Annotated in this window: 21 protein-coding genes, 1 tRNA gene and 3 pseudogenes; 14 read left to right on the forward strand and 11 right to left on the reverse strand. The window is 63.7% G+C overall.

Annotated elements, in window-relative coordinates; genetic code table 11:
* The 3 genes and pseudogenes from VVR41_RS09930 to VVR41_RS09940 form a co-directional block, all read left to right on the forward strand.
* Positions 1 to 604, forward strand: a pseudogene (locus VVR41_RS09930) (hypothetical protein); the annotation flags it as partial.
* Positions 605 to 946: 342 nt separating this feature from the next.
* Positions 947 to 1,327, forward strand: a complete 381-nt coding sequence (locus VVR41_RS09935) for a hypothetical protein (RefSeq protein WP_368524632.1) — start codon at positions 947 to 949, stop codon at positions 1,325 to 1,327.
* Positions 1,328 to 1,379: 52 nt separating this feature from the next.
* The gene (locus tag VVR41_RS09940) at positions 1,380 to 2,462 is read left to right on the forward strand and encodes a thermonuclease family protein (protein WP_368524633.1); all 1,083 of its coding nucleotides are present in this window, start codon (positions 1,380 to 1,382) and stop codon (positions 2,460 to 2,462) included.
* A gap of 54 nt (positions 2,463 to 2,516) precedes the next feature.
* On the opposite strand, the gene VVR41_RS09945 is transcribed toward VVR41_RS09940, so the two are convergent.
* From VVR41_RS09945 to VVR41_RS09975, 7 genes and pseudogenes are all read right to left on the reverse strand, one after another.
* A complete protein-coding gene (locus tag VVR41_RS09945) occupies positions 2,517 to 2,924 on the reverse strand; it encodes an excalibur calcium-binding domain-containing protein (protein WP_368524634.1) in 408 nt (135 codons plus the stop codon).
* 101 nt (positions 2,925 to 3,025) lie between these two features.
* Positions 3,026 to 3,592 carry an excalibur calcium-binding domain-containing protein gene (locus tag VVR41_RS09950; protein ID WP_368524635.1) on the reverse strand — a complete coding sequence of 189 codons (567 nt, stop codon included), beginning with the start codon at positions 3,590 to 3,592 and terminating at the stop codon, positions 3,026 to 3,028.
* A 297-nt stretch (positions 3,593 to 3,889) separates the two neighbouring features.
* The gene (locus tag VVR41_RS09955) at positions 3,890 to 4,240 is read right to left on the reverse strand and encodes a hypothetical protein (RefSeq protein ID WP_368524636.1); all 351 of its coding nucleotides are present in this window, start codon (positions 4,238 to 4,240) and stop codon (positions 3,890 to 3,892) included.
* Positions 4,241 to 4,644: 404 nt separating this feature from the next.
* On the reverse strand, positions 4,645 to 5,484 hold the full coding sequence (locus VVR41_RS09960; protein WP_368524637.1) for a hypothetical protein: 840 nt from the start codon (positions 5,482 to 5,484) through the stop codon (positions 4,645 to 4,647).
* A gap of 88 nt (positions 5,485 to 5,572) precedes the next feature.
* Positions 5,573 to 5,767, reverse strand: a pseudogene (locus VVR41_RS09965) (AbgT family transporter); the annotation flags it as partial.
* Positions 5,768 to 5,772: 5 nt separating this feature from the next.
* A complete protein-coding gene (locus tag VVR41_RS09970) occupies positions 5,773 to 6,651 on the reverse strand; it encodes a hypothetical protein (protein WP_368524638.1) in 879 nt (292 codons plus the stop codon).
* Positions 6,652 to 6,837: 186 nt separating this feature from the next.
* Positions 6,838 to 8,478, reverse strand: a complete 1,641-nt coding sequence (locus tag VVR41_RS09975) for an AbgT family transporter (protein WP_368524639.1) — start codon at positions 8,476 to 8,478, stop codon at positions 6,838 to 6,840.
* Between the two features lie 141 nt (positions 8,479 to 8,619).
* Between VVR41_RS09975 and VVR41_RS09980 the strand changes: the two genes are divergently transcribed.
* The 5 genes from VVR41_RS09980 (at position 8,620) to ggt (ending at position 14,616) form a co-directional block, all read left to right on the forward strand.
* On the forward strand, positions 8,620 to 9,267 hold the full coding sequence (locus VVR41_RS09980) for a DUF4230 domain-containing protein (RefSeq protein WP_368524640.1): 648 nt from the start codon (positions 8,620 to 8,622) through the stop codon (positions 9,265 to 9,267).
* A gap of 175 nt (positions 9,268 to 9,442) precedes the next feature.
* Complete coding sequence (locus tag VVR41_RS09985; RefSeq protein WP_368524641.1) at positions 9,443 to 10,264, forward strand: serine hydrolase domain-containing protein; 822 nt, start codon at positions 9,443 to 9,445, stop codon at positions 10,262 to 10,264.
* A 224-nt stretch (positions 10,265 to 10,488) separates the two neighbouring features.
* A complete protein-coding gene (locus tag VVR41_RS09990; RefSeq protein ID WP_368524642.1) occupies positions 10,489 to 10,836 on the forward strand; it encodes a hypothetical protein in 348 nt (115 codons plus the stop codon).
* A complete protein-coding gene (locus VVR41_RS09995; RefSeq protein WP_368524643.1) occupies positions 10,826 to 12,199 on the forward strand; it encodes an NAD-dependent succinate-semialdehyde dehydrogenase in 1,374 nt (457 codons plus the stop codon). Before VVR41_RS09990 ends, VVR41_RS09995 begins: the two co-directional genes overlap by 11 nt.
* Before the next feature lie 416 nt (positions 12,200 to 12,615).
* Positions 12,616 to 14,616 (forward strand): gamma-glutamyltransferase, encoded by a 2,001-nt coding sequence (gene ggt / locus VVR41_RS10000; RefSeq protein ID WP_409338308.1) that lies wholly within the window; start codon positions 12,616 to 12,618, stop codon positions 14,614 to 14,616.
* Between the two features lie 18 nt (positions 14,617 to 14,634).
* On the opposite strand, the gene VVR41_RS10005 is transcribed toward ggt, so the two are convergent.
* A complete protein-coding gene (locus VVR41_RS10005; protein WP_368524645.1) occupies positions 14,635 to 14,949 on the reverse strand; it encodes an acyl carrier protein in 315 nt (104 codons plus the stop codon).
* A gap of 25 nt (positions 14,950 to 14,974) precedes the next feature.
* Between VVR41_RS10005 and VVR41_RS10010 the strand changes: the two genes are divergently transcribed.
* The 4 genes from VVR41_RS10010 (at position 14,975) to VVR41_RS10025 (ending at position 18,983) form a co-directional block, all read left to right on the forward strand.
* Positions 14,975 to 15,952, forward strand: coding sequence for an alpha/beta fold hydrolase (locus tag VVR41_RS10010; protein WP_368524646.1), 978 nt, complete (start codon positions 14,975 to 14,977; stop codon positions 15,950 to 15,952).
* A 238-nt stretch (positions 15,953 to 16,190) separates the two neighbouring features.
* Positions 16,191 to 16,562 carry a hypothetical protein gene (locus VVR41_RS10015; RefSeq protein ID WP_368524647.1) on the forward strand — a complete coding sequence of 124 codons (372 nt, stop codon included), beginning with the start codon at positions 16,191 to 16,193 and terminating at the stop codon, positions 16,560 to 16,562.
* Between the two features lie 572 nt (positions 16,563 to 17,134).
* Complete coding sequence (locus VVR41_RS10020) at positions 17,135 to 18,103, forward strand: Rib/alpha-like domain-containing protein (RefSeq protein WP_368524652.1); 969 nt, start codon at positions 17,135 to 17,137, stop codon at positions 18,101 to 18,103.
* A gap of 28 nt (positions 18,104 to 18,131) precedes the next feature.
* Positions 18,132 to 18,983, forward strand: coding sequence for a hypothetical protein (locus VVR41_RS10025; protein WP_368524648.1), 852 nt, complete (start codon positions 18,132 to 18,134; stop codon positions 18,981 to 18,983).
* 616 nt (positions 18,984 to 19,599) lie between these two features.
* Here VVR41_RS10025 and aceE read toward each other — a convergent pair.
* Complete coding sequence (gene aceE, locus VVR41_RS10030) at positions 19,600 to 22,377, reverse strand: pyruvate dehydrogenase (acetyl-transferring), homodimeric type (RefSeq protein ID WP_368524649.1); 2,778 nt, start codon at positions 22,375 to 22,377, stop codon at positions 19,600 to 19,602.
* 119 nt (positions 22,378 to 22,496) lie between these two features.
* Here aceE and VVR41_RS10035 point away from each other — a divergent pair, with 119 nt between their 5' ends.
* Both VVR41_RS10035 and VVR41_RS10040 read left to right on the forward strand, forming a co-directional pair.
* Positions 22,497 to 22,907 carry a DUF3052 domain-containing protein gene (locus VVR41_RS10035; protein ID WP_368524650.1) on the forward strand — a complete coding sequence of 137 codons (411 nt, stop codon included), beginning with the start codon at positions 22,497 to 22,499 and terminating at the stop codon, positions 22,905 to 22,907.
* A gap of 48 nt (positions 22,908 to 22,955) precedes the next feature.
* Positions 22,956 to 23,031 (forward strand) — tRNA-Val (locus VVR41_RS10040).
* Between the two features lie 586 nt (positions 23,032 to 23,617).
* Here VVR41_RS10040 and VVR41_RS10045 read toward each other — a convergent pair.
* Together VVR41_RS10045 and VVR41_RS10050 are read right to left on the reverse strand one after the other, a co-directional pair.
* Positions 23,618 to 23,941, reverse strand: a complete 324-nt coding sequence (locus VVR41_RS10045; protein WP_368524651.1) for a hypothetical protein — start codon at positions 23,939 to 23,941, stop codon at positions 23,618 to 23,620.
* A 793-nt stretch (positions 23,942 to 24,734) separates the two neighbouring features.
* Positions 24,735 to 25,084 (reverse strand): annotated as a pseudogene (locus VVR41_RS10050) (hypothetical protein); the annotation flags it as partial.

Here is a 25,084-nt window from a genome sequence, read left to right on the forward strand (position 1 = left end):
CTCTCCCGAGGATGGGTGTGATGAGGCCGCGTTCCACATCACCATTTGCGACAAGGTTGAGGAGGGGATTCCGCCCCTGATCGAAGAGCCTATCGTCGAGCCGACCCCGGTGCAGCCCGGTGCGTCGGAAGCATGCGTGGCCGCTGTTGGCGGTATCGCTGGTGCGCTGTTGATTGCTTTGCCGTTGGCGGTGGCGTCCCAGGTGGAGATCCCGGGTCTGAGCGCGGTGGTGCGTGACGCCCAGGATCGGATTGCGCGGGCAAACTCGGAGCTCCAGCGCAACATTGGCATCTACAACGAGGACCTGGTGCGCCAGGCCAATGAGTTCGGTATTGCGATGCGCCCGGAGCACGCTCAGTGGTTGGGGGCTGGTGCAGCGAGTGTGGCGCTTTTTGGGGTTGTTGCCGCAATGCTTGCGCCGTGTGTGCCGGGTGATGCGACGGGTGCGAACCCCGTAATGTCTGCGGTCCCGGCATTGTCGTCTGGCCCTGCGATGTCCGCGGATCCGGCTATGTCTGCAAGCTCCTCGACGCCTGCGGACCCTGCGGCGCTTGCAGATCCCGCAGCTCCCGCTGACCCGGCGACGGCTGCGCCTACTGCCTAGCGCTACAGGCGCCGCGCTGGTTTGAGGGGACTGTTTGCCCCACAGGACAGCGCTTTCCTTGGCGAGGTGTTCGAACTTCATTTACCCATGTCCGTCCGTTGCGTTACGGTCTGGGTGTTTCCCACATTGACGAAAAGAGGATCAATGACTTTCCCACCGCTCCCATCCGCATCCCAGGATCCGAATGAACCGAAACCGACTGACCCCTCAATCGCTGGCAGCTCGAGGGTCGATTTTGGTGGGGCGGGTTTTCCTGCCGCGTCTCACGGTTTGACGGGCCCGGCCGGTTCTTCACCCTCGGGTGACACCGCGATCGCTTCGCAGCAGGCTGGTGTGGACTTTTTGGGCCGTACTGAAACCCAGGTGCGCCGGCGCAAGATGTGGGCGTGGGTAGGCGTGGTCCTTGGCGGCGTCGTGATGTTCGGCGCAATCACCGACCCAGAAAGCGTGGCCGATTTCCTCGGATCGCTGCTTGCCGGAGCTGCGTTCGCCGTGCCGGGTGCGTGGTGGCTCTACTGCGAACGTGAAGATCGCCGTGCCCTGGAGGAGTGGCAGCAGAGGGCTAAACGCAACGCGGAGCTCAAGCAGATGCTCGGAAGCGAATACGAGACGATTGCGCGTGGCATGGGTGACGACCCGCGCCCGGAGCCGATGGATCGAAAGTGGCGGTACTTGATCGGTGCGGCCGTGGCTCTGGTGCTTCTCAGCGGGATGCTCGGGTAACCCGCTGAGGTCATGGTCGGACGGCTGATCGCATTCGAATACTCTGAGGCAAATGGGTTTCGGAAAATTTGTGGGATGGGCCGGGGCGATCCTTGTTGGGGGCGCCGTCGTCAACTCGATAGTTAGTAGTGATCCCGTTGTCGTGGAGAAGCTCGTCGACGGCGACACGATTGACGTGCGTTTGGACGGGGAAACGACGAGGGTGCGGCTGCTGAACGTGAATACTCCGGAGATCGGACGCGACGGGAAGCCTTCAGAATGCCTCGCAGAAGACGCCCGGACCTTTCTGGAAGGCTTAATTCCGGTGGGTACCGAGGTGAAGCTGGAGTTCGATGAAGAGCGTTTGGACCAGTACGGACGGACGCTGGCCGGCGTCTTTGTCGGTGATGAGCTGGTCAACGCCGCTATCGCGAGGGAAGGGTTGGGGGTTGCAGTGGATATTGCGCCCAACCACCGCTTCTACTCGGAAGTGCGTGCCGCGGAGCAGGAGGCCTCGCGCGAAGAGCGCGGGATCTCGACACTGGGACCGGACTGTTTCGTCGCGGCAGAAGACGCTGCGGCATTGAACGAGGCGCAGTCCGCCGTAAGCGACGCGGAGCAGTTTGCGGCATCCATGAATAGATTGGATCTCGATTCAGACCTTGCAGAGGCACGCCGCCTAGTTGCCCGTCTGGCATTGGCACAGACTGGGCTGAAGACGCTGGAGCGGGCCGGGGAGCGGCAGTCCTCGTTCCAGCGCGACGCGTTCGGCGACAGCTATGGACGCCCGGTTGCTGACCTCGAGAAGAAGCTCAACCGTGCTCATACGGATCTCGAGCGTGCTGTGGCGGAGGAAGAGGGGCGTCGAGAAGCGGCCCGAAAAGAAGAGGAGCGCGTTGAAGCGGAGCGAAAGGCGGAGCAGGAACGCCTCGCGGCCCCGTCACCGGCCCCAGCTCCGCAAGTGGGCCAGACGAATCCGGGAACCTCTGCCTCGGACTCCGGGGCATCGGGAAACCGCGGCACCGGGTCGAACGGCGGCGGAGGACAGTACACCGGGTGCCGCGCGTATGGCGGCAACTATGCCCTGAAGTCCATCGATGACAAGGGGCGCCCGTACGCAAAGATCGACTGCGCCACGAAGGTGCAGATCGGGTAGGCCGCCAAGGAAAACGGTCTGCCCCGATTGGGACAGACCGTGTGGCGTAAGAGCCTACTCGCAGGCGACTCCGTCGCCGTCGCGGTCGAGCTTGCTGGAGTATCCGGGCGAGCCAGCGTAGAGCGGAGCAGCACCGGCAGCACGGGCTTCTGAACAGTTTGCGTAGTACGCGGACCTGGCAGGAGCCGGCTCCGGAGCGGGAGCGGGTGCGAACAAGCCCATGGGCTGTGTACCGCCGTTCGCTTCTTCAACCGGTGCGGGCTCAGCTGCCGGTTCCGGGGCGGGTGCCTCCGCCGGTGAAGGAGTGGCGGTCACGGTGTGCGTGATGGTGGATGTCTCTCGGACGGTGGTCCCCGGAGCTGTGACAGTGACGGTCGTCGGGGGCGCTGGCTCGGAGGAACCACCGCAAGCAGCAAGAGAGGCGGTGGCGGCGACGGCCAGGGTCAGAATCAGGCGTTTCATGGAGATCCAATCATGAGGGTGGGTAACGTCGCGGCTGCGAGCACCGGAGGATGGCCGTTGCGGGAGTCGCTTTGAGATGTGGGGATGAGCCGACAGATGACCTAGCGGGGGCGGCGCTCGCACCCTACGCCATCGCCATCGCGGTCGAGGTGCGATGCGAAACCGGGGTCGCTTCGGCGGATGGGCCGACCGAGGTCGTTCCAGACCGCTGCACAGTTCGCGTAGCGCGTGCCACGTGGAGCAGGCGCAGGTGCCGGGGCGGGAGCGGGAGCGGGAGCCCATGCCTGAGGCGGGGCCGGGGCGGGTGCTGGAGCCGGGGCGGGTGCTGGCTCAGGAGCCATCTGGGGGAGTGCGGGCGGTCCCGGGATGATACCGGGAAGGGGATTCGGACTGAGGCGCTGCTGAATTGCCCAGAAGCCACCACCCGCGACGAGTCCGGCGACCGCGAGGACACCGATTACCAGCGCGGCGATTTCCCCATCGGAAAGGTCGCTTGACTCGTTGTTCAAGGAGTTCTCGTTTGAATCCGACGAGGTAGACGACGTATCGCTGCTCAGGTCGGACGATGACGTGGTCGGCTCAGTTGAGTCGGTCTGTGCTTGGGCTACAGGGAGGTTCGACACAGCGAGCGCAAAGGCCGCTGCCAGAGAGATGCAAGTCTTCTTCATGGGCGAATTGTATACACCGCTGCTTGTTTTATATGCGCAAAGTGGTGGCGCAGTTTTGTGATCTTCAGCTCGTTGAAGTGGGTCCGGGAACCGTGGCGAGGCGGAGAACTGGATCAAGCGAGTAGTGGAACGAGAAACCAACAGAAAACCCCACCGACCGCGTGTGCCGCGGAAGGTGGGGGTGGGCCGTGAGGGCGTCGTCAAGCTAAAGCTCGTACGACATTGGCGAGCCCGGGCCGAACGGGATGCCCGGGGAGTACCAGATGAGGAAAATGAAAGAGACTTGGTGGCGGTCAGTTACTCGTCCGAGTACAGGCCGTTGCCGAGGGCGGCAGATAGGTCCTTCGCCAGGTGGCCGAACCGCATGACTTCTTTCGCGTACTTATAGGCCAGGGTGTCGAATACGTCCTCGGCCCGGTATCCTTCCTTTGCCATTCGCACCCAGTGGTGCGACAGGAGGTTAGCCCAATCGTTGTCATGCCACGGTGCGGTTGCTACGCCCCCGGCGTTCTTCCGGTCCGTGAAGATGACGGCGGCGCCACCGTCCTCATTCTCAACTATCGCGGCCCAACCCTCGCCGCTCACATTGAGGTAGTGGATGAAGTACTTGCCTTCGTCGACAATCTCGAATGAATAGTCGTTGCTCACTTTCGGTTCCTTCTCCCAAATGCTCCTGTTTCACGCTTCTACCGCAAACGCACCTGCGTGTAGGCGCGTTGCAGGGAGCAAGACTCCAGGCGGGCCATCTCAATGATCTGATGGATCGCCTTGTCCTTGAACTCGACGGAGTACTTCCTCGGCACAGTGTCCAACCCTTCCTTAGTAAGAGGTAGGAACTAAACCCAGGACGCTTCAACACTCTGCTGCAAGGGTGACTCGAGTAATTGCCCAAGTATGAGCAGCTTCGGAACGCAGGGCTTTCGGTAGCGCTTTTGACACGCGAATTCGGTGCGTCGTCGGGTCTGACGAATCTTAACGGACTCCGACGGTTGGATCACTTCTCACGACTGTGCTTCTAAAGAAGTTCCACCGCACCGTCGGTGGGGTCCGTCCTACAAGAGCGATGCTTGGATCTGGGGCGGCAAGTACTGCTTGATCATCGGCAGTGTGGCGGCGAGAATGCCAAACGTCGTAGCGAAAGCTGCAATGACCGCAATACTAATCGCTGCGATGCTCCCAGAGGAGCCTTCCACTGGGGACCCAGTGTTTGCGAGGCTTGCACTCGCGGACCGTTTTTCCATACATGCCTGGTAAAGCGCGTCTTTCTTCCGGGCAAATTCTTCGGCGCTCGGACGCACCACCTCTATGGCGGCGGTGACCTCATTTTTCAGCTGGGTATTGGAAATGGTGTAACCGTCCTCGAATGCCTTGTACCAGGCGTTCAGTTTTTCGAGTTCGCTACCAGGGTTCTCAGTGCGTGACCACTGCTCAAAAGGTTCCCATTGGGCAGGCCCGGATTCCTCAAGACCAATTCCTTCTAGGATGATATCGCTCGGAGCCGGAAAGATCTGGTTGTAGATTTCGCTTTCGGCTGGCTCGGGGACCATCCCCTTAGCTTGGAACAAAGCGTCGAGTGCGTCTGTGCGAGCACCAACTTCGGACAATGCGGCCTCGAAATCTTCGCCCCACAAAGCATCGTCTCTGGCATTTTGCACGGCGATGATAGCGGAAGCTATCTCCTTGTCCTCCCAAGCAAAGCGGTAGATGGCTGCAAAGGCCGCGCTTTCAGGATCTGCGGTTAGACGGCTGTTCGCCTCTTTCTCTGTCAGCTCCAGAGTGCAGGTGTCGGTTGATGCGTCGTACGTCAAGCTCGCGGCCCTGGCGTGTGGCGCTGAAAATGCTGGGACGACAAGCGCTACAGCCGTAGCGGCTGCAATGAGGGATTTCTTCATCAATTCCGCTCCTTGGGAAAGGTCTAATGGGGATACGGTTACCGGTTCGAGTGCCAGCGCAAGGGCGAAGTAGGTCGACCTCGGGGGAGATGCCCACGTACATCATCATCGGCACCACCACGGGCGCCATGAGTGCCCACTGCGCAGACCCGGAGGTGATGAGCAAGTTGATCAGGGTGACCGTGGCGATGAAGCCGGTGGACAACAGGACAACCGGCTGCTCCCGGTGCTGGAGCAGCTCGGAGCCGCGGATCGCACAACGCAGACCAACGGCCCCGATCAGTACAGCTAGGGCAGCATAGCCTGGATTTGAGCGGGTAGGGACTGCTTGATCAGCGGCAGGATAGCAGCAAGGATGCCGAGGACCGCAGCCAGACCAACGAGGGCCCCGATCGCGGTGGCAGCGTCGCTGTCTGCGGAACCGGCTCCGGTATCCGGGCGCTCTTCAATCGGCTTGGACGGGAGAAGGTCGATCTCTGCAGACCGTTTTTCCTGACAAGCGAGGGCGAGCGCGTCCATCTTCTTGGCGGATTCCTCCGTCCGTGGGCGGGCGGCCTGCACGTACGCGTTCGCCTCGGCGGACAGCTTGTCGTCGGTCAGCGGCTTCCAGTCGGCCGGGATCCCGTTATAGAACTCCTGGACGAAGGCGGTGTACACCGGCTTGAAATCGGTACGGGGAGATGTGTCATCCATCGTTTTGTCGTCGTACGGTGCGTTCTTAACGGTGTGCCCAAAGGCAATCAAGAACGAGATTCCCAAATCGAGGTCGAGGGCAGGGTCGGGAGTTCCCGGCAACTCCTCCGTGGGCCGTAAAGCGAGACCTTTTTCGGCGGCCGCAGCATTAAGCTCTTCACTAGCACGGGAAAGGTTTTCGGAATTTTCCCAGGACCTTCCCTCAGCGTCAAGCTTTTCTAGTGCTGCTATGTAAGCATCGACTTTTGGCTTGAGATCGGGATCAGCGACTGCTTTCTCATAAACGAATGTCGCGAGAAAGAAGAGGGGCGTGGATTCGCTGACCGCTTTTGCCTCGGACGCAGTGGCGTCGACAGTGCAGGTGTCATCAGCAGGGTTGTACGTCATCGTCGCCGCATTAGAGTGCGGGGCCGCGACTGTGGACAGTGTCAGGGCCGAGGCGAGAGCTGCGGCCGTAAAGGAAATCTTCTTCATCGTTCCTTCCCGGGAAACTAGAGTAGGGAGCCAACCAAAACAATCATGAATATTACAGCGTCCACATAGTGTTGTCCCAGTTATTGGGAAGGAAGCGTCAAGAAGCCTTCTGCGGTGAGCTTGTTGGCTATTGCTCCACGACGTGCCATGAGCCCGGGGGTGGGGCGCGCCGCGGGCGTCGTCAAGCTAAAGCTCGTACGACATTGGCGAGCCCGGGCCGAAGGGGATGCCCAGGAAGTACCAGATGAGGAAGAAGATGAACCAGCCGATGAGCATGGACATCGAGTACGGCAGGGCCAGCGACATGAGCGTGCCCACGCCAGCTTTCTTGTAGTAGCGCTGCAGGAACGTCAGCGCCAGGGCGAAGTAGGGCGACATCGGGGTGATGATGTTCGTCGGGGAATCGCCGACGCGGTAGAGCATCTGGGTGACCTCGGGGGAGATGCCCACGTACATCATCATCGGCACCACCACGGGCGCCATGAGTGCCCACTGTGCGGAACCGGAGGTGATGAGCAGGTTGATCAGGGTGACCATGGCGATGAAGCCGGTGAACAGCAGCACAACCGGCAGATCCCAGCGCTGGAGCAGCTCGGAGCCGCGGATCGCGGTCCAGGAGCCGAGGTTGGACCACTGGAACCAGGCGAGGAACTGCGACACGGCGAAGAAGAGCACCAGCATTGGCAGCAGAGTCTTCAAACCTGCGGCCATCATTTCGGGAATGCCAGCACCGCTGGAGATCGTGCCAGCGACCAGGCCGTAGGCGAGGCCGCAGAGGAAGAAACCGATGGCGATTGGCACGGCAATGGCCGTGATGAGCGGGGAGTTCATGAAGCCCTCCTCCGGCGTCGCCAGCGGGGAGGCCGGCAGGAACAACAGGAGGAAGAACACGGCCAGGAACACCAGAAGGGTGACACCTGCGGCGAGCAACGCCTTGGATTCGGTGGGGGAGAGTTCGAGGTCGTCGCCGGTGGCGTCGTCAGGCGTGTCGGCGTCGACGGCGTTGTCGAAGGAGAGCTCGGACTCGTTGAGGTCGTCGTGGTCCACAAGCTGGTGGGCCTTTTTGTCCACGAAGAGCTCGGTGACCGCTGTGATGATCAGCGCGAGCACGACGGCGGAGGGGATGACAAAGAAGATGTTGGCCAGCGGGGAGACGACATACTCGGAGTCGACAATCTGCGCCGCGGAGGTGGAGATACCGGCAAGGAGCAGGTCGGTGATGTTGAGCACGAGCGAGGCGTTGAAACCCGCCGAGCTTGCGGCGAACGCGACCATCGCTCCGACGATGGGGGAGCGGCCCACCGCGTAAAACGCCATTGCGCCGAGCGGGATGATGATGACATAGATCGCGTCGGAGGCCACCGAGCCAGTCACGCCGGCGAGCGCGACCATAAAGGTCAGCATCTTCGGGCCGACCTTGGCCACCATCGCGCGCACCAGGGCGGACAACAGCCCGGTCTGCTCGGCCACGGCCACGCCCAACATCACGGCGAGGATCACACCGAGCGGCGGGAAGGAGATGAAGTTCTCCACCGCGTCGGTGACCATGCGCGAGATGTTCTCGGCCGTAAGCAGGGACTCGACGCGGATCGTCTCGCCGGTGCCGGGGTCCTCAGCAGACATCCCGATCCGGGCGCCGATCCAGGACGCCACCACCACGACCCCTGAGAGGATGACAAAGAGCCAGAATGGGTCGGGAAGCTTGTTGCCGACCTTCTCGATCACGCCGAGGAAGCCGCTGGCTGATTCCTTCTGGGTGTTCTCTGTGTTCTCGGTGTTCTCTGAGTTTTCTGTGGAGTCTCGGTTGAGTTTCGTTGTTCCAGCCATGGGTTCTTCCTGGTCGGGGTTGCGGGATACATACAGGCTACGGGGGCGTGGCGATTCATGCGTACGGCGGTAACACGAGCCCGGCTCGGCCCAGGTAGGCGCCGATATACTGGGAGCTCAGCCAACACGCAAGGAGCTCGCATGTCCACCACAGTTGCCCCGCAGCGCCGCGGCGGCGCCGTTGCCCTCGCAGTCGCCCTCGTTTTCGGCCTGGTGATCATCATGGCCGCCGGGTTTATTCTGGCGCGCCCGGCGCTGTTCGGCCGCGGGGAGCAGACGATCACCTCGGAGGAGCTCGGCGCGTCCTTCAACGACATCGCCGAGCTCAGCACCGAGGAGTACGTCTTTACCAAGGTGGGCACCTTCGACGAGGCGGGCTTCCGCATCGCCGGGCGCGCCATCCCGTTTACAGGCAAGAAGTTCGCGGTCACCTACGGCGGCCGGGTCACCGCGGGCATCAGAAACGCCGAGCTTATCCGCGCCACCATCGACGACCCCGCCCGCACCCTCACCATCACGGCTCCGCGCGCGGAGGTCATCGACGCCACGATCGACCCGGGTAGCATCACCGTGCTGGACCAGACCCTCAACCCGATTAACCAGGTCACCGTCGACGACGTCGCGGGCTTCCTCGACGGCCGGGAAGAGGAGGCGCAGCGCGAGGCAGTCGAAGGCGGGCTGCTGGAGCGCGCGAGCGCCCACACCGAGGTCCTGCTGCGCAACCACGGCGAGGCGCTGACGCGAGGCACCCAAATCGAGAACTACGCGGTGAAGGTGGAGTGGAGGTAGAGCTGGTTTAAGGGGGCGTCGATAAGCAATCGCGCACTAGAATGCCTCAGCTGGAAATCACTTCCCGCGTCCTCGAGCTCATCGGTGGCATCGCGAGGACGGTGAGCGGCTCACGGACGGGCAGGGAAGAATCCACGCGCGAGGAGGCCAGGCCGGCCGCGCTAGTATCGAGGTCATGAACCTGAGCACCTTCCTCGAGGACTGGCCCGTCGACAACGTCTCTGCCGCGCTCGTCGGAGAAGTTGAAGCCACCTCCGGCGACACGACACGTACTTACGAGCTGGCCAGCGTGACCAAGCTGCTGTCGGCCTACGCCGCCCTGATCGCCGTGGAGGAGGGCGTGTTCGAGCTCGACACCCCGGCGGGCCCGGAGGGCTCGACCGTGCGCCACCTGCTCGCGCACACCAGTGGTGTCTGCTTCGACGAGCCCACCCCGCAGAAGGGCGTGGGCGAGCGCCGCATCTATTCCTCCGCCGGATACGAGATCCTCGGCGAGCTCCTGGAGCGCGAGGCGGGCGTGTCGTTTGCCGAATACGCCCGCGAAGCAGTCTTTGTCCCGCTCGGCATGGAGGGCGCGGAGATCTACGGCTCCCCGGGCCACGGCGGCCGGGCGCGGCTGAGCGACCTCACCGCCTTCGCTGCGGAACTGCTCGCGCCGACGCTGATCGCCGAGGAAACCCTGCGCGAGGCGTGCACCAACCAGTTCGGTGACCTGCGCGGCATCGTTCCCGGCTACGGCTCGCAGAACCCGTGCCCGTGGGGCCTCGGTTTCGAGATCAAGGGGGAGAAGTCCCCGCACTGGACCGGCAACACCATGCCGCCGGAGACCGTGGGGCACTTCGGCGCGGCCGGAACGTACCTGTGGTTCGTGCCGTCGTGGCTCGACGTGCCCGGCGCCGGCACCGCCATGGTTGCTTTGACGGACCGCGACTTCGGCGAGTGGGCCAAGACGCTGTGGCAGGAGACCAACGACGCGGTGTTTGCGCAGCTGTCGTAGGGGGCGTAAACCTCAACCTGAACTTCAATAAAAAGGGGTATCAAGCTGCGGTTGAGGGTTGTCAGGTGTGGCGGACGTGACGCATGATCGGCCAAGAGTTTTATTGAGGCCGTTGGGGAAGACGAACCTCGTCTCGCATCACACTCCTTTAGGGTCGCCCGGCTAGTCACCGGTTCGCCCGCAGGGAGCGGGATGCGCCGCTTTCGCAACCGGAAGGTCCCCGCATGACAACAACACTGGCCGCACCGTCACCGTGGCGCGCGACCTGCGCGTCACCCGCCACCGCCATCCTCGTTATCGAGGGGATGTCGGCGCGGGCGCGGTGGGGCGTCGAGAAGCTCTTGTGCGCGCTGCCGCCGGCTCCCGTGGTCGAGCCGCTTATCGACGCCCACGACACCACCTGGTTCACCCGCTGGCACCGCACACCCGAGGGCTACTCCTGCCGCGAGGTCATCCACGCGCCGACGCCGCAGCTGCGCGAGTTCGAGCGCGCCCTCGACGCCCTGGCGGGCGAGGCCGGGTTCGAGGCGCAGCTCACCATGCGCCCGTACCATGGGCGCCATGAGCGATAACTACCGAGTTCAAAACCCCGCAACCGACACGATCGTCGAGACCTTCGACTTCATCACCGACGCCGAGCTCGAGACCGCACTCGCCCAAGCGCACGACGCGTTTGGTGCGTGGCGCACGAGCTCGTACGACGACCGCGCCGCGGTACTGCACAAGGTAGCCTCGCTTTTCGACGCCAACCGCGACTACCTCTCCCGCATCATCGCCGAAGAGATGGGCAAGCCGATCAACCAGGGCGACGGTGAGATTGGCATGGTCGTGGACATCTTCAACTACTACGCCGACCACGGCGCCGAGTTCGGCGCCGACGAACCCCTCCAGCACAGCGGCGGCACCGCTGTGCTGCGCCGCGAGCCGCTCGGCGTGCTCCTCGGCGTCATGCCGTGGAACTTCCCCTACTACCAGGTCGCGCGCTTCGCCGCGCCGAACCTCATGGCCGGCAACACCATCCTGCTCAAGCACGCGGAGATCTGCCCCCGCTCCTCCCAGGCGATCCAGGACATTTTCGTCTCGGCGGGCGCGCCGCAGGGGCTGTTCACCAACATCTACGCCACCCACGACCAGGTCCGCGAGCTGCTTGCGGACCCGCGCATCCAAGGCGTGTCCCTCACCGGCTCCGAGCGCGCCGGGCGCGCCGTGGCCGCCGCCGCGGGCGAGAACCTCAAGAAGGCACTGCTTGAGCTCGGCGGCACGGATGCCTACATCATCCTCGACACCGACGACGTCGCCGCCGCGGCCAAGCAGGCGTGGAAGAAGCGCATCGCCAACACCGGCCAGGCCTGCACCTCCAACAAGCGCATCATCGTCATGGACGACATCTATGACGACTTCGTCGCCGAGATGGTCTCGCTGGCCAAGCAATTCACCCAGGGCGACCCCATGAACCCCGGCGCCAACGAGTACTATCCGCTGTCCTCGCGTGCCGCCGCAGAGAAGCTCGCTGGTCAAGTCCGCGTGGCCGTGGACGCCGGTGCGACACTCCACACCGGCGGCGAACTCACCGGCGACGGTGCCTACTTCACCCCAGCCGTCGTCACGGACATCCCGGTCGGTTCCGACTCCTTCTACGAAGAGTTCTTCGGCCCCGTCGCCGAGATCTACCGCGTCTCATCCGACGACGAAGCCGTACAACTCGCCAACGACTCCCACTACGGCCTCGGCGGCGCCGTGTTCTCCTCCGACATCACGCGCGCCCGCAACGTGGCGAACCGCATCGAGACAGGCATGATCCACATCAACATTCCGCAGGCAGGCGGCGCAGAGCTGCCCTTCGGCGGAGTCAAAAACTCCGGCTTCGGCCGCGAGCTCGGGCCCCTAGGCATGGACGAGTTCGTGAACAAGCAGCTGTTCTACGTCGCTGACTAGGGCGGGCGCTGGGCGCGCGTGCAGGGCCAGGCGTCGAGAAGCGTGTGCACGACCTCAAGTAAACGCGTCCTGGGGTTTTGCGCGCGACGAGGCGCTGAGGTCGTGCAGCCCTGCCTCGTGCACGTCCTCAAGCAGATGCGTCCAGGGGCTTTGTGTGCGAAATCGTGCTGAGGACGTGCAGCCCCACCCCGTGCACGACCTCAAACAAACGCGGCCTGGGGTTTTGCGCGCGAGAACACGCTGAGGACGTGCAGCCCGCCGTGTGCACGTCCTCAAGCAGATGCGTCCTGGGGTTTTGCGCGCGAGTACACGCTGAGGTCGTGCAGCCCCGAGCGCCACTCGAAATCATCCGTATACGCTGCACCACATAATCCGCCCCTGAATTAGATGCGGAACCGCCTGTGAGCCCGTTTCGCATGTGGAATTATTCGTATATGGCAGCGAAGAAACGAGTAGTCATATCAGTGGCAGCTACTGCAGGCCTGGTGCTTTCGGGGTGCAGTGCTCAGACGGGTGATTCGCAGGGGTCGGGTCAGGCTGACACGTCTGTTGCGTCGCCAAGCAGTGCCCAGGCTCAATCGCAGAAGGTCGAGACCCTGGACGTCGCGAACTGTGAGCCCGCCGACGGCGTATCCGGCCACGTAACGGGCGAGGACACCAGCGCCAACACTGGCGAGCGCAACATCGAAACCGCCCCTGAGATTGGCACCGGCTACCGCAGCGGGATGCAGGAAGTGCGCGCGCAAAACTTCGCGGTGTCCACCGCGAACCCGGTTGCGACGAAGGCGGCGTGCGACGTGCTGCTCAAGGGCGGCAACGCGGCGGATGCCGTGGTCGCGGCGCAGTTTGTGCTGGGATTGGTGGAGCCGCAGTCGTCGGGTATCGGCGGGGGAGGCTACATCTTGTACAGCGATGCGAAGACGGGCCAGCGCGTCGCTATCGACGGCCGCGAGGTCGCGCCGCTCGCCGCGGACGAGAATTACTTGATCCACATCGACGAGGCCAACCCGACGACCCCGCTTCCGGACGCACGCAGTTCCGGGCGCTCTATTGGTGTCCCGGGCATCGTCGCCGCGCTCGCGGAGCTGCATAGGCAGTTCGGCCACGCGGACTGGCAGTCTGACATTCAGCCGGCGATCGACCTCGCTGAGCAGGGGTTCGTTGTGTCTCCGCGCCTGTCTGCGTCGATTGCTGATTCCGCGGAGCAGCTCGCAGCCAGCCCGAATGCGGCGCAGTACTTCCTGGACGACCAGGGCAAGGCGCTTGCCGCCGGCACGGAGCTGACCAACCCCGAGTACGCGGAGGTGCTGCGGGCGGTTGCGCGCGACGCGAACGAGTTCTACACCGGCGACATTGCCGCCGACATTGTCACGGAGGCGACGCGGGAGGCGGAGGACCTCACTCCGTCGCGGATGACCACGGCAGACATGGCCGGGTACACGCCGCGGGTCATGGATGCCCTGTGCGTGGAGTACAAGGGTAGGGACGTGTGTGGCATGCCGCCGTCGTCAAGCGGTGGCGTCGCGGTGCTGGAGACCTTGCGCTTGCTCGAGGACCAGGACCTGGCCCGCTTCGCGCCCGAGAACCCGGGCCCCGACGGCGCGCTGCCGGACGCGGAGGCCATCCACCTCGTTGCGGAAGCCGAGCGCCTCGCCTACGCCGACCGCGACGCGTACGTCGGCGACCCGGCGTTCGCACCGATTCCTGGGGGCACGGAGGTATTGCTTGCCGACGCCTACATCTCCCAACGCTCCGAACTCATCGACCCAGCGCAGTCCATGGGCAAGGCGCAGCCGGGTGAGCTGCTATCTCCAGTCGGTGCTGGAGCGGACACTCCCGAGCACGGCACGACCCACGTCAACGTCATCGACGCAGAAGGCAATGCGGCGTCGTTCACCTCCAGTGTCGAGGCCGCTTTCGGCTCGTTCCACTTCACGCGCGGTTTCATCCTTAACAACCAGCTGACGGACTTCGCCGCCGAGCCGCGCAACGAGGCCGGTGAGCTAGCGGCCAACCGAGTCGAGCCAGCGAAGCGGCCCCGCTCGTCCATGGCTCCGTTCATCGTCTTCGGCCCGGACGGCGCGGCGGAGATGGCGCTGGGCTCGCCCGGCGGATCGCTGATCATTCAGTACGTGCTTAAGACGTTCCTCGGAATGACGGAGTGGGGCATGAACCCACAGCAGGCGATCTCGGCCCCGAACTTCGGTGCCCGCAACACTCCGGAAACTGGGATCGGTGGCGAGCACCCGCTGGTCAGTGGAGGCGACGCTGATGGGGTAGTGGATGCGCTCGAAGATAAGGGTCACGAGGTGGTCACGGACTCGATGTCAAGCGGGTTGTCGGCGCTGGTGCGCCGTGACGGGGCGATCGTTGGTGGCGCGGATCCGCGTCGCGAGGGGATCGTGCTCGGTGGCTAAAGCCTGAGTGCTAAGCCCCTACTCCTGCGCGTTGGCCTCGAGCCACTCGGCGACCTCGCCCACGGTGGGGTTGGCGGGGTAGGGGCCGTCGTCGGCACGCGCGCCGAACTCGTTTTCGGCGCGCACGGCGAGTTCGATTCGGTCGAGGGAGGATACGCCGGCGTCGGCAAGCGTCATGCTCGGCTCGATTGTTTCGGCATCGACGCCGGAGACCTCGGAGATCAGGTGCGCCAGGCGGCTGAGCACGCTGGCGCCGGTGACATCGGCCTCATCTGTGCCGAGGTTGAGTCCGCCGAGGTCGAGGCGCTGGCCCAGTCGTTCCGAAAGCTCCATGCACCCATATATACACTTGGGCCTCATGACACCCACGGCCGAGCCCACCGGCGGTCCCAGGCCACGTCGGCCGCGCTCGCTTTTCGACGCCTTCAATCCCCGCCCCGTCGCAGGCCTGACCTACGACAGGTCGGGTGTGACCCGCAGTGACGGCATCGACGTCCACTGGTTCGAGCGCGGCCCCGAGGATGCGACGTTCACCGTGCTGTATGTCCACGGCTTCAACATTTCGTCTGACGAGTTCTACATGCAGGTCGACGAGCTTGCCTCCCTGCCCGTGCGCCAGCTGCTCGTGGACCTGCGCGGCCACGGCGAGACCGGCCACGCCGATCCGCAACTGTGCACGATCGACGGGGCGGCCGACGACGTCCGCGCAGTCCTCGCCGACCGCGGCATCACCGGCCCGCTCATCGTGGTCGGCCATTCGCTTGGGGGACCGGTGTCGCTGTCCTTGATGCGTCGATACGCGAGCGAGCTCGACCTTGCGGGCACGGTGCAGATTTCCTCGGCCGTCGAGCCCTTCGCCGAGCAGGGCATGCCGCAAATTCTCGCAGGTTGGGTGGGTACCGCCCTGAAGTGGATGTACCGCCGCGCGCCGCGCCTGTCGGGCGCGCTTCTCGACGCCGGGACCCACATCGTCGCCCCCATCCTCGCCCTCGGGTTCTACTTCCGCCCCGTGGGGTACGCGGTGGTCAAGTTCCACGCGGCGATGATGCAGCTGACCCCGCTGGACACCTACGCCGGCTATTTCGACGACCTGGTGCACCACTCGGAACTCGAGGCCGCCGAAGTCTTGTCGACACTGCCCGGCTACATCCTCGTGGGCAATCGGGACGCCGTCACGCCCGTGTCCCAATCCGAGCGGCTCAGCGAGATCTGGCCGCGCGCTTACGTGCAGCTTCTCCCGGAAAGCGGGCACATGCCGCCTCTCGACGCCCCGAGCACCGTCGCCACCGCCATCCTCCGCCTGATCCGCGACGTGTGGCCGGTGGTAGGGGACTGAGTGAGTCCGCGCACCGGAGTGGTCTGCGAAGCTAAAAGTTGGCGACATTAACGGCAACAGTGCCCCTCCGCTTAACTCGGGGCAATTCAACCCGGCCTACCCAAATATCAAGATTAAACAGGGCCAATCGAAGGATTTCGGAGCTCCCGCCGACCCCACCCATGCCTGGGTCACGGTAAATGGTGACGGGACTATCTCGATGAAGCCGGGCGCTACGCTGACTCCGCCCGATTAAGCTGTGGCTGTCCTAGCTGAATACCCGGACGGCACTGTTTCTCCGGGCAGCAGCGCCTTCATCGGCGGTTCCGCTGATGCGAGCTGTATCGCGCTCGGATGGGCAGTTGCTATCCCGGCACTGCTGCTCGTCCCGGTCGTGCTCGCGACGGAGATAAACATCCCGGGTCTGACCCCGTTTGTTAAGGACGTTAACACCCAGATCGCTGAAGTAAACGCTCAGTTGGATTCCGTCCGCGGGGCCCGCGAGGCCCTCGGGGTGGCGGGCGTCATCGCTGCGGCGCTGATTCTCTCCACGGTTGTGTATGACGCGTGTGGTCCGGAAGACGGGTCGTCGACAAGCTCTGCGAGCTCGGACGGCAGCTCCGAGAGCTAACGCACCTGCGATGCGCGGCCGGGAACTGATGTGACCCGGCCGCGTTTTCGTGCGTGGAGGTGGCGAAGGACGCACCTGCGGCTTGGGAAATAACGTTAAGCAACTGGTTTACTCAGAGTATTGCTATTTTGCGCCCGGCCCACTGCGCGTGCTCTCCCCAAATCTAAGGACTCCCCGTGTCACGCAAGACCCTCCCAACCTTCGCTGTCGCCCTCGCCCTGACAGGCTCCGCATTTGCGGTTCCTCCCATGGTTTCGACCTCGCCTGTGCTTCCTTCCGCGAGCGCGCAGGAGCAGTTTCGAAACAGAGGTACAGTGACCGTGGTGCAAGATCGGCAGGCTTATCTGTGGTACCCCTTTCAGCCTAACTACCTGTTGCAGGACCCCCTGCCCGTGGTCACCGTCGATAGTAACCATGACTGGATCGTTCCCGAGGGGCACGAAAGAATCAGAATTACCCCGGGACCTGACGAGAAGGTCGGCGAGCATCGTGTGGAGATCACAGCCACCTACTCTGACGGCAGCACCCAGCACGCCTGGTTTTCCGTCAACGTCGAACCCAGTGTTGCGACGATGCTGCAGCCAGCTTACGCAGCTCCGATTCGCGTCACACAGGGACACCCTATCGGGGTGGAGGGGCCGAATCTGAGCCGGAACATGGGCTTCTATACCCCCAAATCTGAGCTGCCGGGTTGGCTAAACCTGAGGACAGACGGATCGCTCATCCTTTCGCCAACTGCAGATGTGGCTCCGGGGCCTTACAAAGTTTCTACTCAGGTGCGCTACCAGGACAACTCAATCGACACCTTCGAATTCGAGGTCGAGGTTGTTGAGGCCGTGGCGGGCGTTGAACCCATCCACGGTGTTTCGACGGACCTTCCGGTTGCTCAGTTCTACGAGTCTGAAACGAGGCACGACCCTGTGACCCATCGGATATTTGGCAATGCCGCCGGCGTCGGAATCCTTCTCGGAGGCATGATTTGGGATGTTCCCCCGACGCTGCCTGAGCCGCCGGAGGAGCCTAGCGTGACGCCTCCCGAGCAACCAGAGACCCCGGGCGAGGACACACCCGAACAACCCGAAACCCCGGGCGAGGACACACCCGAACAACCCGAAACCCCGGGCGAGGACACACCCGAACAACCCGAAACCCCGGTAGCACCCCCGGTTGACACGGGCTCGTTCGATGAACCTGTGGACGCGACCTGTGTTGCGGTTGCTTCGGCAGTCGGTATCCCGATGCTGCTACTTGTCCCGTTCGCGCTCGCGACAGATCTCGAGATCCCGGGCATGGCTCCGCTTGCACGCGACGTCGGCGCGCGGATCGCCTCCGCCAACTCTGAGATCCAGAAGACCATGGGTATCCACGACCCGCATCTGTCCAGGGCAGCTAGCGAGTTCAATGCCAGGGTCACTTCTGCGCTGAACTCTCGCGAGGCCCGCGGTGCGGCGACTGTCGCAACGGCGGCGCTGATTTTCGCCGCTGCTGTTGGTGGGGCGTGCGCGCCTGTAGGTGGGGCGTCGATAAGCTCTGCGAGCTAGTGCTGCGTTTGCGTGCTTAAATGTGCGCATGGGGGAGCTCGAACTCATTCGGGGGGTGGCTGCGCGCACGCGCTCGGCCGTGGTGACGGGGCCCGCGGCGGCTAAGCTGCGCGGGCTGCATACGCTCGATCGCGTCAACAGCGTCGACCTGCTGCTGCCCGGTGCGGTGAGGGCGGCGAAATCGCGTGGGGGAGTGACGGATGCGATCTACCGCAGCGGGTACCTCGCGCCCGAGCACATCGTCGAGCACGAGGGGATCCGGGTGGCGAGCACCATCCAGATGGCCTTCGACACCTGCCGCTACTACGGCCCGCTCGCCGCGCTGGTCGTGCTCGAGTCGGCGCGTTTCCGACGCCCAGAGGTCACCGAGGCTGAACTTCTCGAGCTTGCTGGCACTCTTCCTCGCGCGAAGGGGCTGGCCATGTTCCGCCGGGTCATTGAGTATTCGGCCGCAACATCCCAAACGGCGCTCGAGACAGTCGGCCGGCACGCGCTCATCGAGGCCCGCATCCCCGGCCTCAACTCAATCCGGGGTCAAGTCAGCTTTGAATACCTCGACCTTGCTCGCTCCCACCACCACGGCAGGATGGACCTGCTGATCAACGGCTTCATCTGCGTCGAGCTGGACGGGCGCGGCAAGTACACCAGCGACATCGTCAGCCACGAGGAGCGCTTCCGCGAAAAATACCTGCTCAACCAGGGCCTGCTCGTCCTGCGCGCCGGATGGGCAGACGTCTGGGGCGGAGTGCTCGAGGCCCGCGTCGCCAGGGCAATTCGCCGCATGCGCTGCTTGGAGAACGACCCCTACGCGGGGAACGTGCCCGCACCGCTTAACGACGGCGAACTCAAACGCCGCAGAGTCCACTACGCGCGACACTGAGGTGCGAGGCTCCTTCTGGGGCGGGGGCCGGGACGCGCGTGTACGACCTCAAGCAAACGCGCCCTGGGGTTTTGTGTGTGTGGTGAGCGCCTGAGGACGTGCAGGGCGGGCGTCGGGGCGCGCGTGCTCGACCTCAAGCAAACACGTCCTGGGGTTTCGTGTGCAGCAGGCGCCTGAGGACGTGCAGGCCGGGCGCCGGGGCGCGCGTGCTCGACCTCAAGCAAATGCGTCCTGGGGTTTCGCGCGCGGCAGGCGCCTGAGGACGTGCAAGCCGGGCGCCGGGACGCGCGTGCACGACCTCAAGCAAACACGCCCTGGGCTTTTGCGCGCAGCAGGCGCCTGAGGACGTGCAAGCCGGGCGCCGGGACGCGCGTGCACGACCTCAAGCAAATGCGTCCTGGGGTTTCGCGCGCGGCAGGTGCCTGAGGACGTGCAAGCCGGGCGCCGGGACGCGCGTGCACGACCTCAAGCAAATGCGTCCTGGGGTTTCGCGCGCGGCAGGTGCCTGAGGACGTGCACGTCCCGCGCAAACAACCCCGCGCAAGGCGAAACCCCAGCCCCGGCAAACGCCGGGACCGGGGTCACAACCTCACGCCCTCACAGGCTCACACAACGATTACTCGTCGGTGCCGCCGTTCGGGTTGGGCTCGGTCGGGTCGTCGATGTGCAGGTCCTTGGCGGCCTGCTCGGCGACGGACATGTCGAGCTTGCCCTCGTTGGCCAGGCCCATGAGCGCGGCGACGACCATGGACTCAGCGTCGATGTTGTAGTAGCGTCGTGCTGCTTCGCGGGTGTCGGAGAATCCGAAACCGTCTGCACCCAGGACGATGTACTGGCCGGGGACGTACGGGCGGATCTGCTCCTGCAGGTCCGTCGCGAAGTCCGAGGTGGCGATGTACGGGCCCGAGGTCTGCTGGAGCTGGGTGGTGGCGAACGGGGTTGCCACGTCCTTGCCCGGCGACTGCAGCTTCTCCTTGGCCAGGGCTGCGCCGTCGCGGGCGAGCTCGACCCAGGAGGTGACGGAGTAGATGGAGGCGCCGACGTTGTAGTCGCGCTGGAGGATCTCCTGCGCGCGCAGTGCCTGCTTCATTCCGATACCGGAGGCGAGCAGCGAGACCGTCAGGTCCTTGTCCTCACCGCGGTCGTAGAGGTAGATGCCCTTGTGCAGGCCCTCCACGTCGAGGTTCTCCGGGCGAGCCGGCTGGTGGGTCGGCTCGTTGTAGACGGTGATGTAGTACATCACGTTCTCGCCGCCGTCGGCGCCGTACATGCGGTCGATGCCCTTGTGGATCAGGTACGGCATCTCGTAGGCGAAGGCGGGGTCGTAGGTGACCACGGCCGGGTTGGTCGACGCGAGGATCGGGGAGTGGCCGTCCATGTGCTGGAGGCCCTCGCCGAACAGCGTGGTGCGGCCGGCGGTGGCGCCGATGATGAAGCCGCGGCCCATCTGGTCGCCGGCGGCCCAGAAGTTGTCGCCGGTGCGCTGGAAGCCGAACATCGAGTAGAAGATGTACATCGGGATCATCGGCTCGCCGTGCGTCGCGTAGCTGGTGGCGGCGGCGATGAAGGAGGCCGTGGAGCCGTCTTCGTTGATGCCCTCGTGCAGGATCTGGCCGTCGGTTGCCTCGCGGTAGGACAGCTGCAGGTCGTGGTCGACCGGGGTGTAGTTCTGGCCGACCGGGTTGTAGATCTTCAGGGTCGGGAACCAGGAGTCGAGGCCGAAGGTGCGGGCCTCGTCCGGGATGATCGGCACGATGCGCTTGCCGACCTCCTTGTCGCGCATGAGCGCCTTGAACGTGCGCACGAGCGCCATGGTGGTGGCGACGTTCTGCTTGCCGGAGTCCTTGAAGTTGGCCTTGAAGGTCTTCTCGAAGTCGGGCAACTCGAGCGGGGTGTAGGACTCGCGGCGCTGCGGCAGGTAACCGCCGAGCTCCTTGCGACGCTCGTTGAGGTACTTGACCTCGTCCGCGTCCTTACCCGGGTGGTAGTAAGGCGGCTGGTACGGATCCTTCTCCAGCTCAGCGTCGGAGATCGGAATCTGCTGCGCGTCGCGGAACTGCTTGAGGTCCTCGAGTGTGAGCTTCTTCATCTGGTGGGTCGCGTTGCGGCCCTCGAAGTTGTGGCCGAGGCCGTAGCCCTTGACGGTGTGGGCGAGGATGACGGTCGGCTTGCCCTTGGTCTCCATCGCGCGCTTGTAGGCGGCGTAGACCTTGCGGTAGTCGTGGCCACCGCGGCGCAGTGCCCAGATCTCGTCGTCGGTCATGTCCTCGACGAGCTTGCGGGTGCGCTCATCGCGGCCGAAGAAGTGCTCGCGGACGTAGGCGCCGTCGTTGGCCTTGAAGGTCTGGTAGTCGCCGTCCTTGGTGTTGTTCATGATGTTGACAAGGGCGCCGTCCTTGTCCTTCTCGAGCAGCTGGTCCCACTCGCGGCCCCAGACGACCTTGATGACGTTCCAGCCAGCGCCGATGAAGAAGGCTTCGAGCTCCTGGATGATCTGGCCGTTACCGCGAACCGGGCCGTCGAGGCGCTGCAGGTTGCAGTTGATCACGAAGGTCAGGTTGTCCAGGCCGTAGAGGGAGGCCATGTGGATCAGGCCGCGGGATTCGGGCTCGTCCATTTCGCCGTCGCCAAGGAATGCCCAAACGTGCTGCTTGTCGGTGTCCTTGATGCCGCGGTCGTGCAGGTACTTGTTAAAGCGTGCCTGGTAGATGGCGTTCATCGGGCCGAGACCCATGGACACGGTCGGGAACTCCCAGAACTCGGGCAGGCCGTGCGGGTGCGGGTAGGACGGCAGGCCGCCCTCGGGGCGGGAGTGCTCCTGGCGGAAGCCGTCGAGGTCGTCCTCGCTGAGGCGGCCTTCGAGGAAGGCGCGGGCGTAGATGCCAGGGGAGGCGTGGCCCTGGACGAAGATTTGGTCGCCGCCCTGCTCAGCGTCCTTGCCACGGAAGAAGTGGTTGAAGCCCACCTCGTAGAGCGCAGCTGCGGAAGCGTAGGTGGAGATGTGGCCACCGACCTTGACGCCGGGGCGCTGGGCGCGGTGGACCATGATCGCGGCGTTCCAGCGCATCCAGCGGCGGTAACGCTTCTCAATCTTCTCGTCGCCCGGGAAGTCCGGCTCCATCGTGGTGGGGATGGTGTTGACGAAGTCGGTCGAGGACAGTGCGGGCAGCGGCACGCGCTGCGCAGAGGCGCGCTCGATGAGACGCAGCATCAGGTAGCGGGCGCGCTCGGGGGTGGTGGAGCTTAGGAGACCGTCGAAGGAGTCCATCCATTCGGCGGTTTCTTCCGGGTCTTGGTCGTGCAGATACGACGCGACGCCCTCGCGAATCACAGGAATGTTGGACTCGCGGCCGTTGCCGTTCGTGTCTTTGTTCTTGGGGTCGAGATCAGCCACGTGTGAACCTCCGTTGGTTGCAGCTTGCTTATCCCGTCCTAGCCTACTCTCCCCGCGCGAAAGCCAAAGACAGGTATTATCTCTATGTATATTTTCGCGCTCACGAGGAGGATGAACATTTGGGCACCGAGGGTGTCGGCAGCTACGCGGACCGTCTGAGCATCGCCAGCGATAGCGTCGTGCAGGAGATCGGTTGGGACGAGGACGCGGATTCCACCATTTCAGAGGACATCGAGGACACGCTGGGGAGCCCGCTTCTCGACGAAGACTCGCACGAGCTTTGCGACGTCATCTTGCTCTGGTTCCGCTCCTCGGACGGCGACCTCGTTGACGCGCTTGTCGACGCCGCCCGCAACCTCGCCGACGGCGGCCGCATCTGGCTGCTCACCCCGTCGGCCGCGTCTGCGGACGCGGTCAACCCCGGCGACATCTCCGAATCCGCTCAGCTCGCCGGACTCGTTCAGACCAAGGCCGACCGCCTCGGCGACTGGCAGGGCTCCTGCCTCACCGCTGCCGGCACCAAGAAGTAACCCTGGGCTTTGGCGCGCCCGGGTGGGCGTGTTAAAGTCTTCTGGCACGCGCCGTTAGCTCAGCTGGAAGAGCAACTGGTTTACACCCAGTAGGTCGGGGGTTCGAGCCCCTCATGGCGCACCAGATGAACGGCCCTTTTCTACTGCGGTGGGGAAGGGCCGTTGACATGTTTCACGGCATCCGAGAAACATCGATTTATCGAATCGTTGATTCCAGGCCCCTGAAAGAGGATCAGCGTAGGGGGTGAGAGTCGCCGGCGCCGATGCATGCCCTATCTGTTGCTGTGCCGGCTTCACGTTTGCGTCCGCAAAATTAAAAAGGCCGACAGCTGCTGCCGCATCTATTGCGGAAGCGAGCCACTGAAATCTCAGGTTCGTCTGCTGTCACCTATAGACCGAGTGAGTGAACAAATACGTGTGGCTCTCCAAGCGATGAGACTTCCCAGTCGTCGATGTTCACGACGGGTCGTCCTTGTCTCCCCTCCTGCGGTTGTCCCTTGAGCATCCCCATTACCCACTGAGCAACAAACACGGTGCACCGGTCCCTTGTCACTGGGCTGCTAATCATTTCGCCAAGCTTTGCGACCTTCACGTTGCGTTCGAACCTCACCCTGCGACACACAGGAAGTTCTATGTTTCCCACTTGAATCGTGGTCGCCGACAAGCCGCCCCAATGTTGAGCCTTGTCGCTTCTTGGGGCGAATTTTGCGTCACCAGCCGTACTGCTCGGCCATGCTGGCGACAGCGGCGCATTTGTCTGGGTCGTCGATGTATCCCTTTTCACACCCATGCATCAATTGGATTTCTCCGGAGGTAGGGTTCGGATTGCCATTCTCGTCGTACCCATACCCGCATATCGAGTTTGCGCACGTGCCGCCCTCTGCGTGCGGGATCTTGCTCAGGTCTTTTATGCCTCCGGGAGGGCAATCCGAGAGGACTGCGGCAAACCCACCGCCGGGACACTCCGCTACACCTTTCTCTGCGATGCCCTGCCGATAGCAGTCGTCTGAATAAACGATGGTGCCGTCGGACATGCGGGCGGGACCTGGCCTGTCTGTGATGATGCATTCCACGATGTAGGGCGCTTCGGCCTGGGGCACCAAAGTTTCCGGCTCCACTGCAGGGGCTGTTTCCGTTGCCGTGGTTGCGGTCGTTGTGACGGATGTGGTGGCTGTGGACGAAATTGCGGCGGATGCGCTTGAGGACGTGGATGTTGTCTCGCTCGTCGTTGAAGCGGAGTCACTTTCATCAGACCCGCAGGCGACGAGTGCTCCCGTGAGAAGTAGGCACGCGGCGAAAGACTTGGATCGAGGCATAGGAGGGCCCTTCTAGGGTTAGTGGCGGGAGGGGGAAAGGGGGATCGAGTGTTTTGGTCACCCGCCTACTGATGACGCTAATTGTGACGCTGCGCTTGTCGGCGAGGCACACAGGGGGCGGGCTGGAGGAATGCTCAGCCGTGATGCATCTGGTGGGTGAGACGCGGTTGCGGCCAGTGACTCTGGTTCGCTCCTCGCGAGCCGCTACAGGCTCGTGCGAGTTCGAGCTCCTGCGCCAGTCTTCTGTATGATCTTGAGCTCTCGATGCCGCATCGGAGCCGAATGCTAATGATGCGAGTGCCGGGAAGTCAGCTCGCCCTAGGGCCACCTCCAAGAAGCGTATCTAGTAACCGTGGCCTTCGGTGGTGTCGGTGTAGGCGCCAAACTCAATGTGTGCTGGGGGTTGTCCTTCAGGCGTTGGGCTGGGTATCGTTATCCATAGAAACCGGCGACAAGTCCTCCAGGGGAGGACTTCCTACCTCGATAGGTGGGATAGCCGGTTTCATTACGTTTAAGCCCGTCCCCAGGGGGTGAAAATGCTGGCGAGGGTGGGCGCGATGCAAGGCTCGTACCATGTGCATTTCCTCCCTTCGAGGTGTCTTTGAGTCGCCCAGAGCGCGTAGTCGGCGACTTGGAGGCCCCAGGCGGATTGAGCGGTCCAGACGCAGAGAGTGATGTCACGGCGAATTTGCTGGCACACTTCGTTGACTGCTTCGTAGGCAGCTTGGCGGATGCCTTTCGTACCGAACTCTGCCACGACTACGAAAAGCTCATCGTCAGGTTCAGACACTTTGATCGCCACTTCTTTGAGATGCAGGTACCAGGCCAATTCGTAGAGACGCATGGGGCCTGCATCTTTGA

The organism is Corynebacterium sp. LK2510 (assembly GCF_040946405.1).
Taxonomy (GTDB): Bacteria; Actinomycetota; Actinomycetes; order Mycobacteriales; family Mycobacteriaceae; genus Corynebacterium.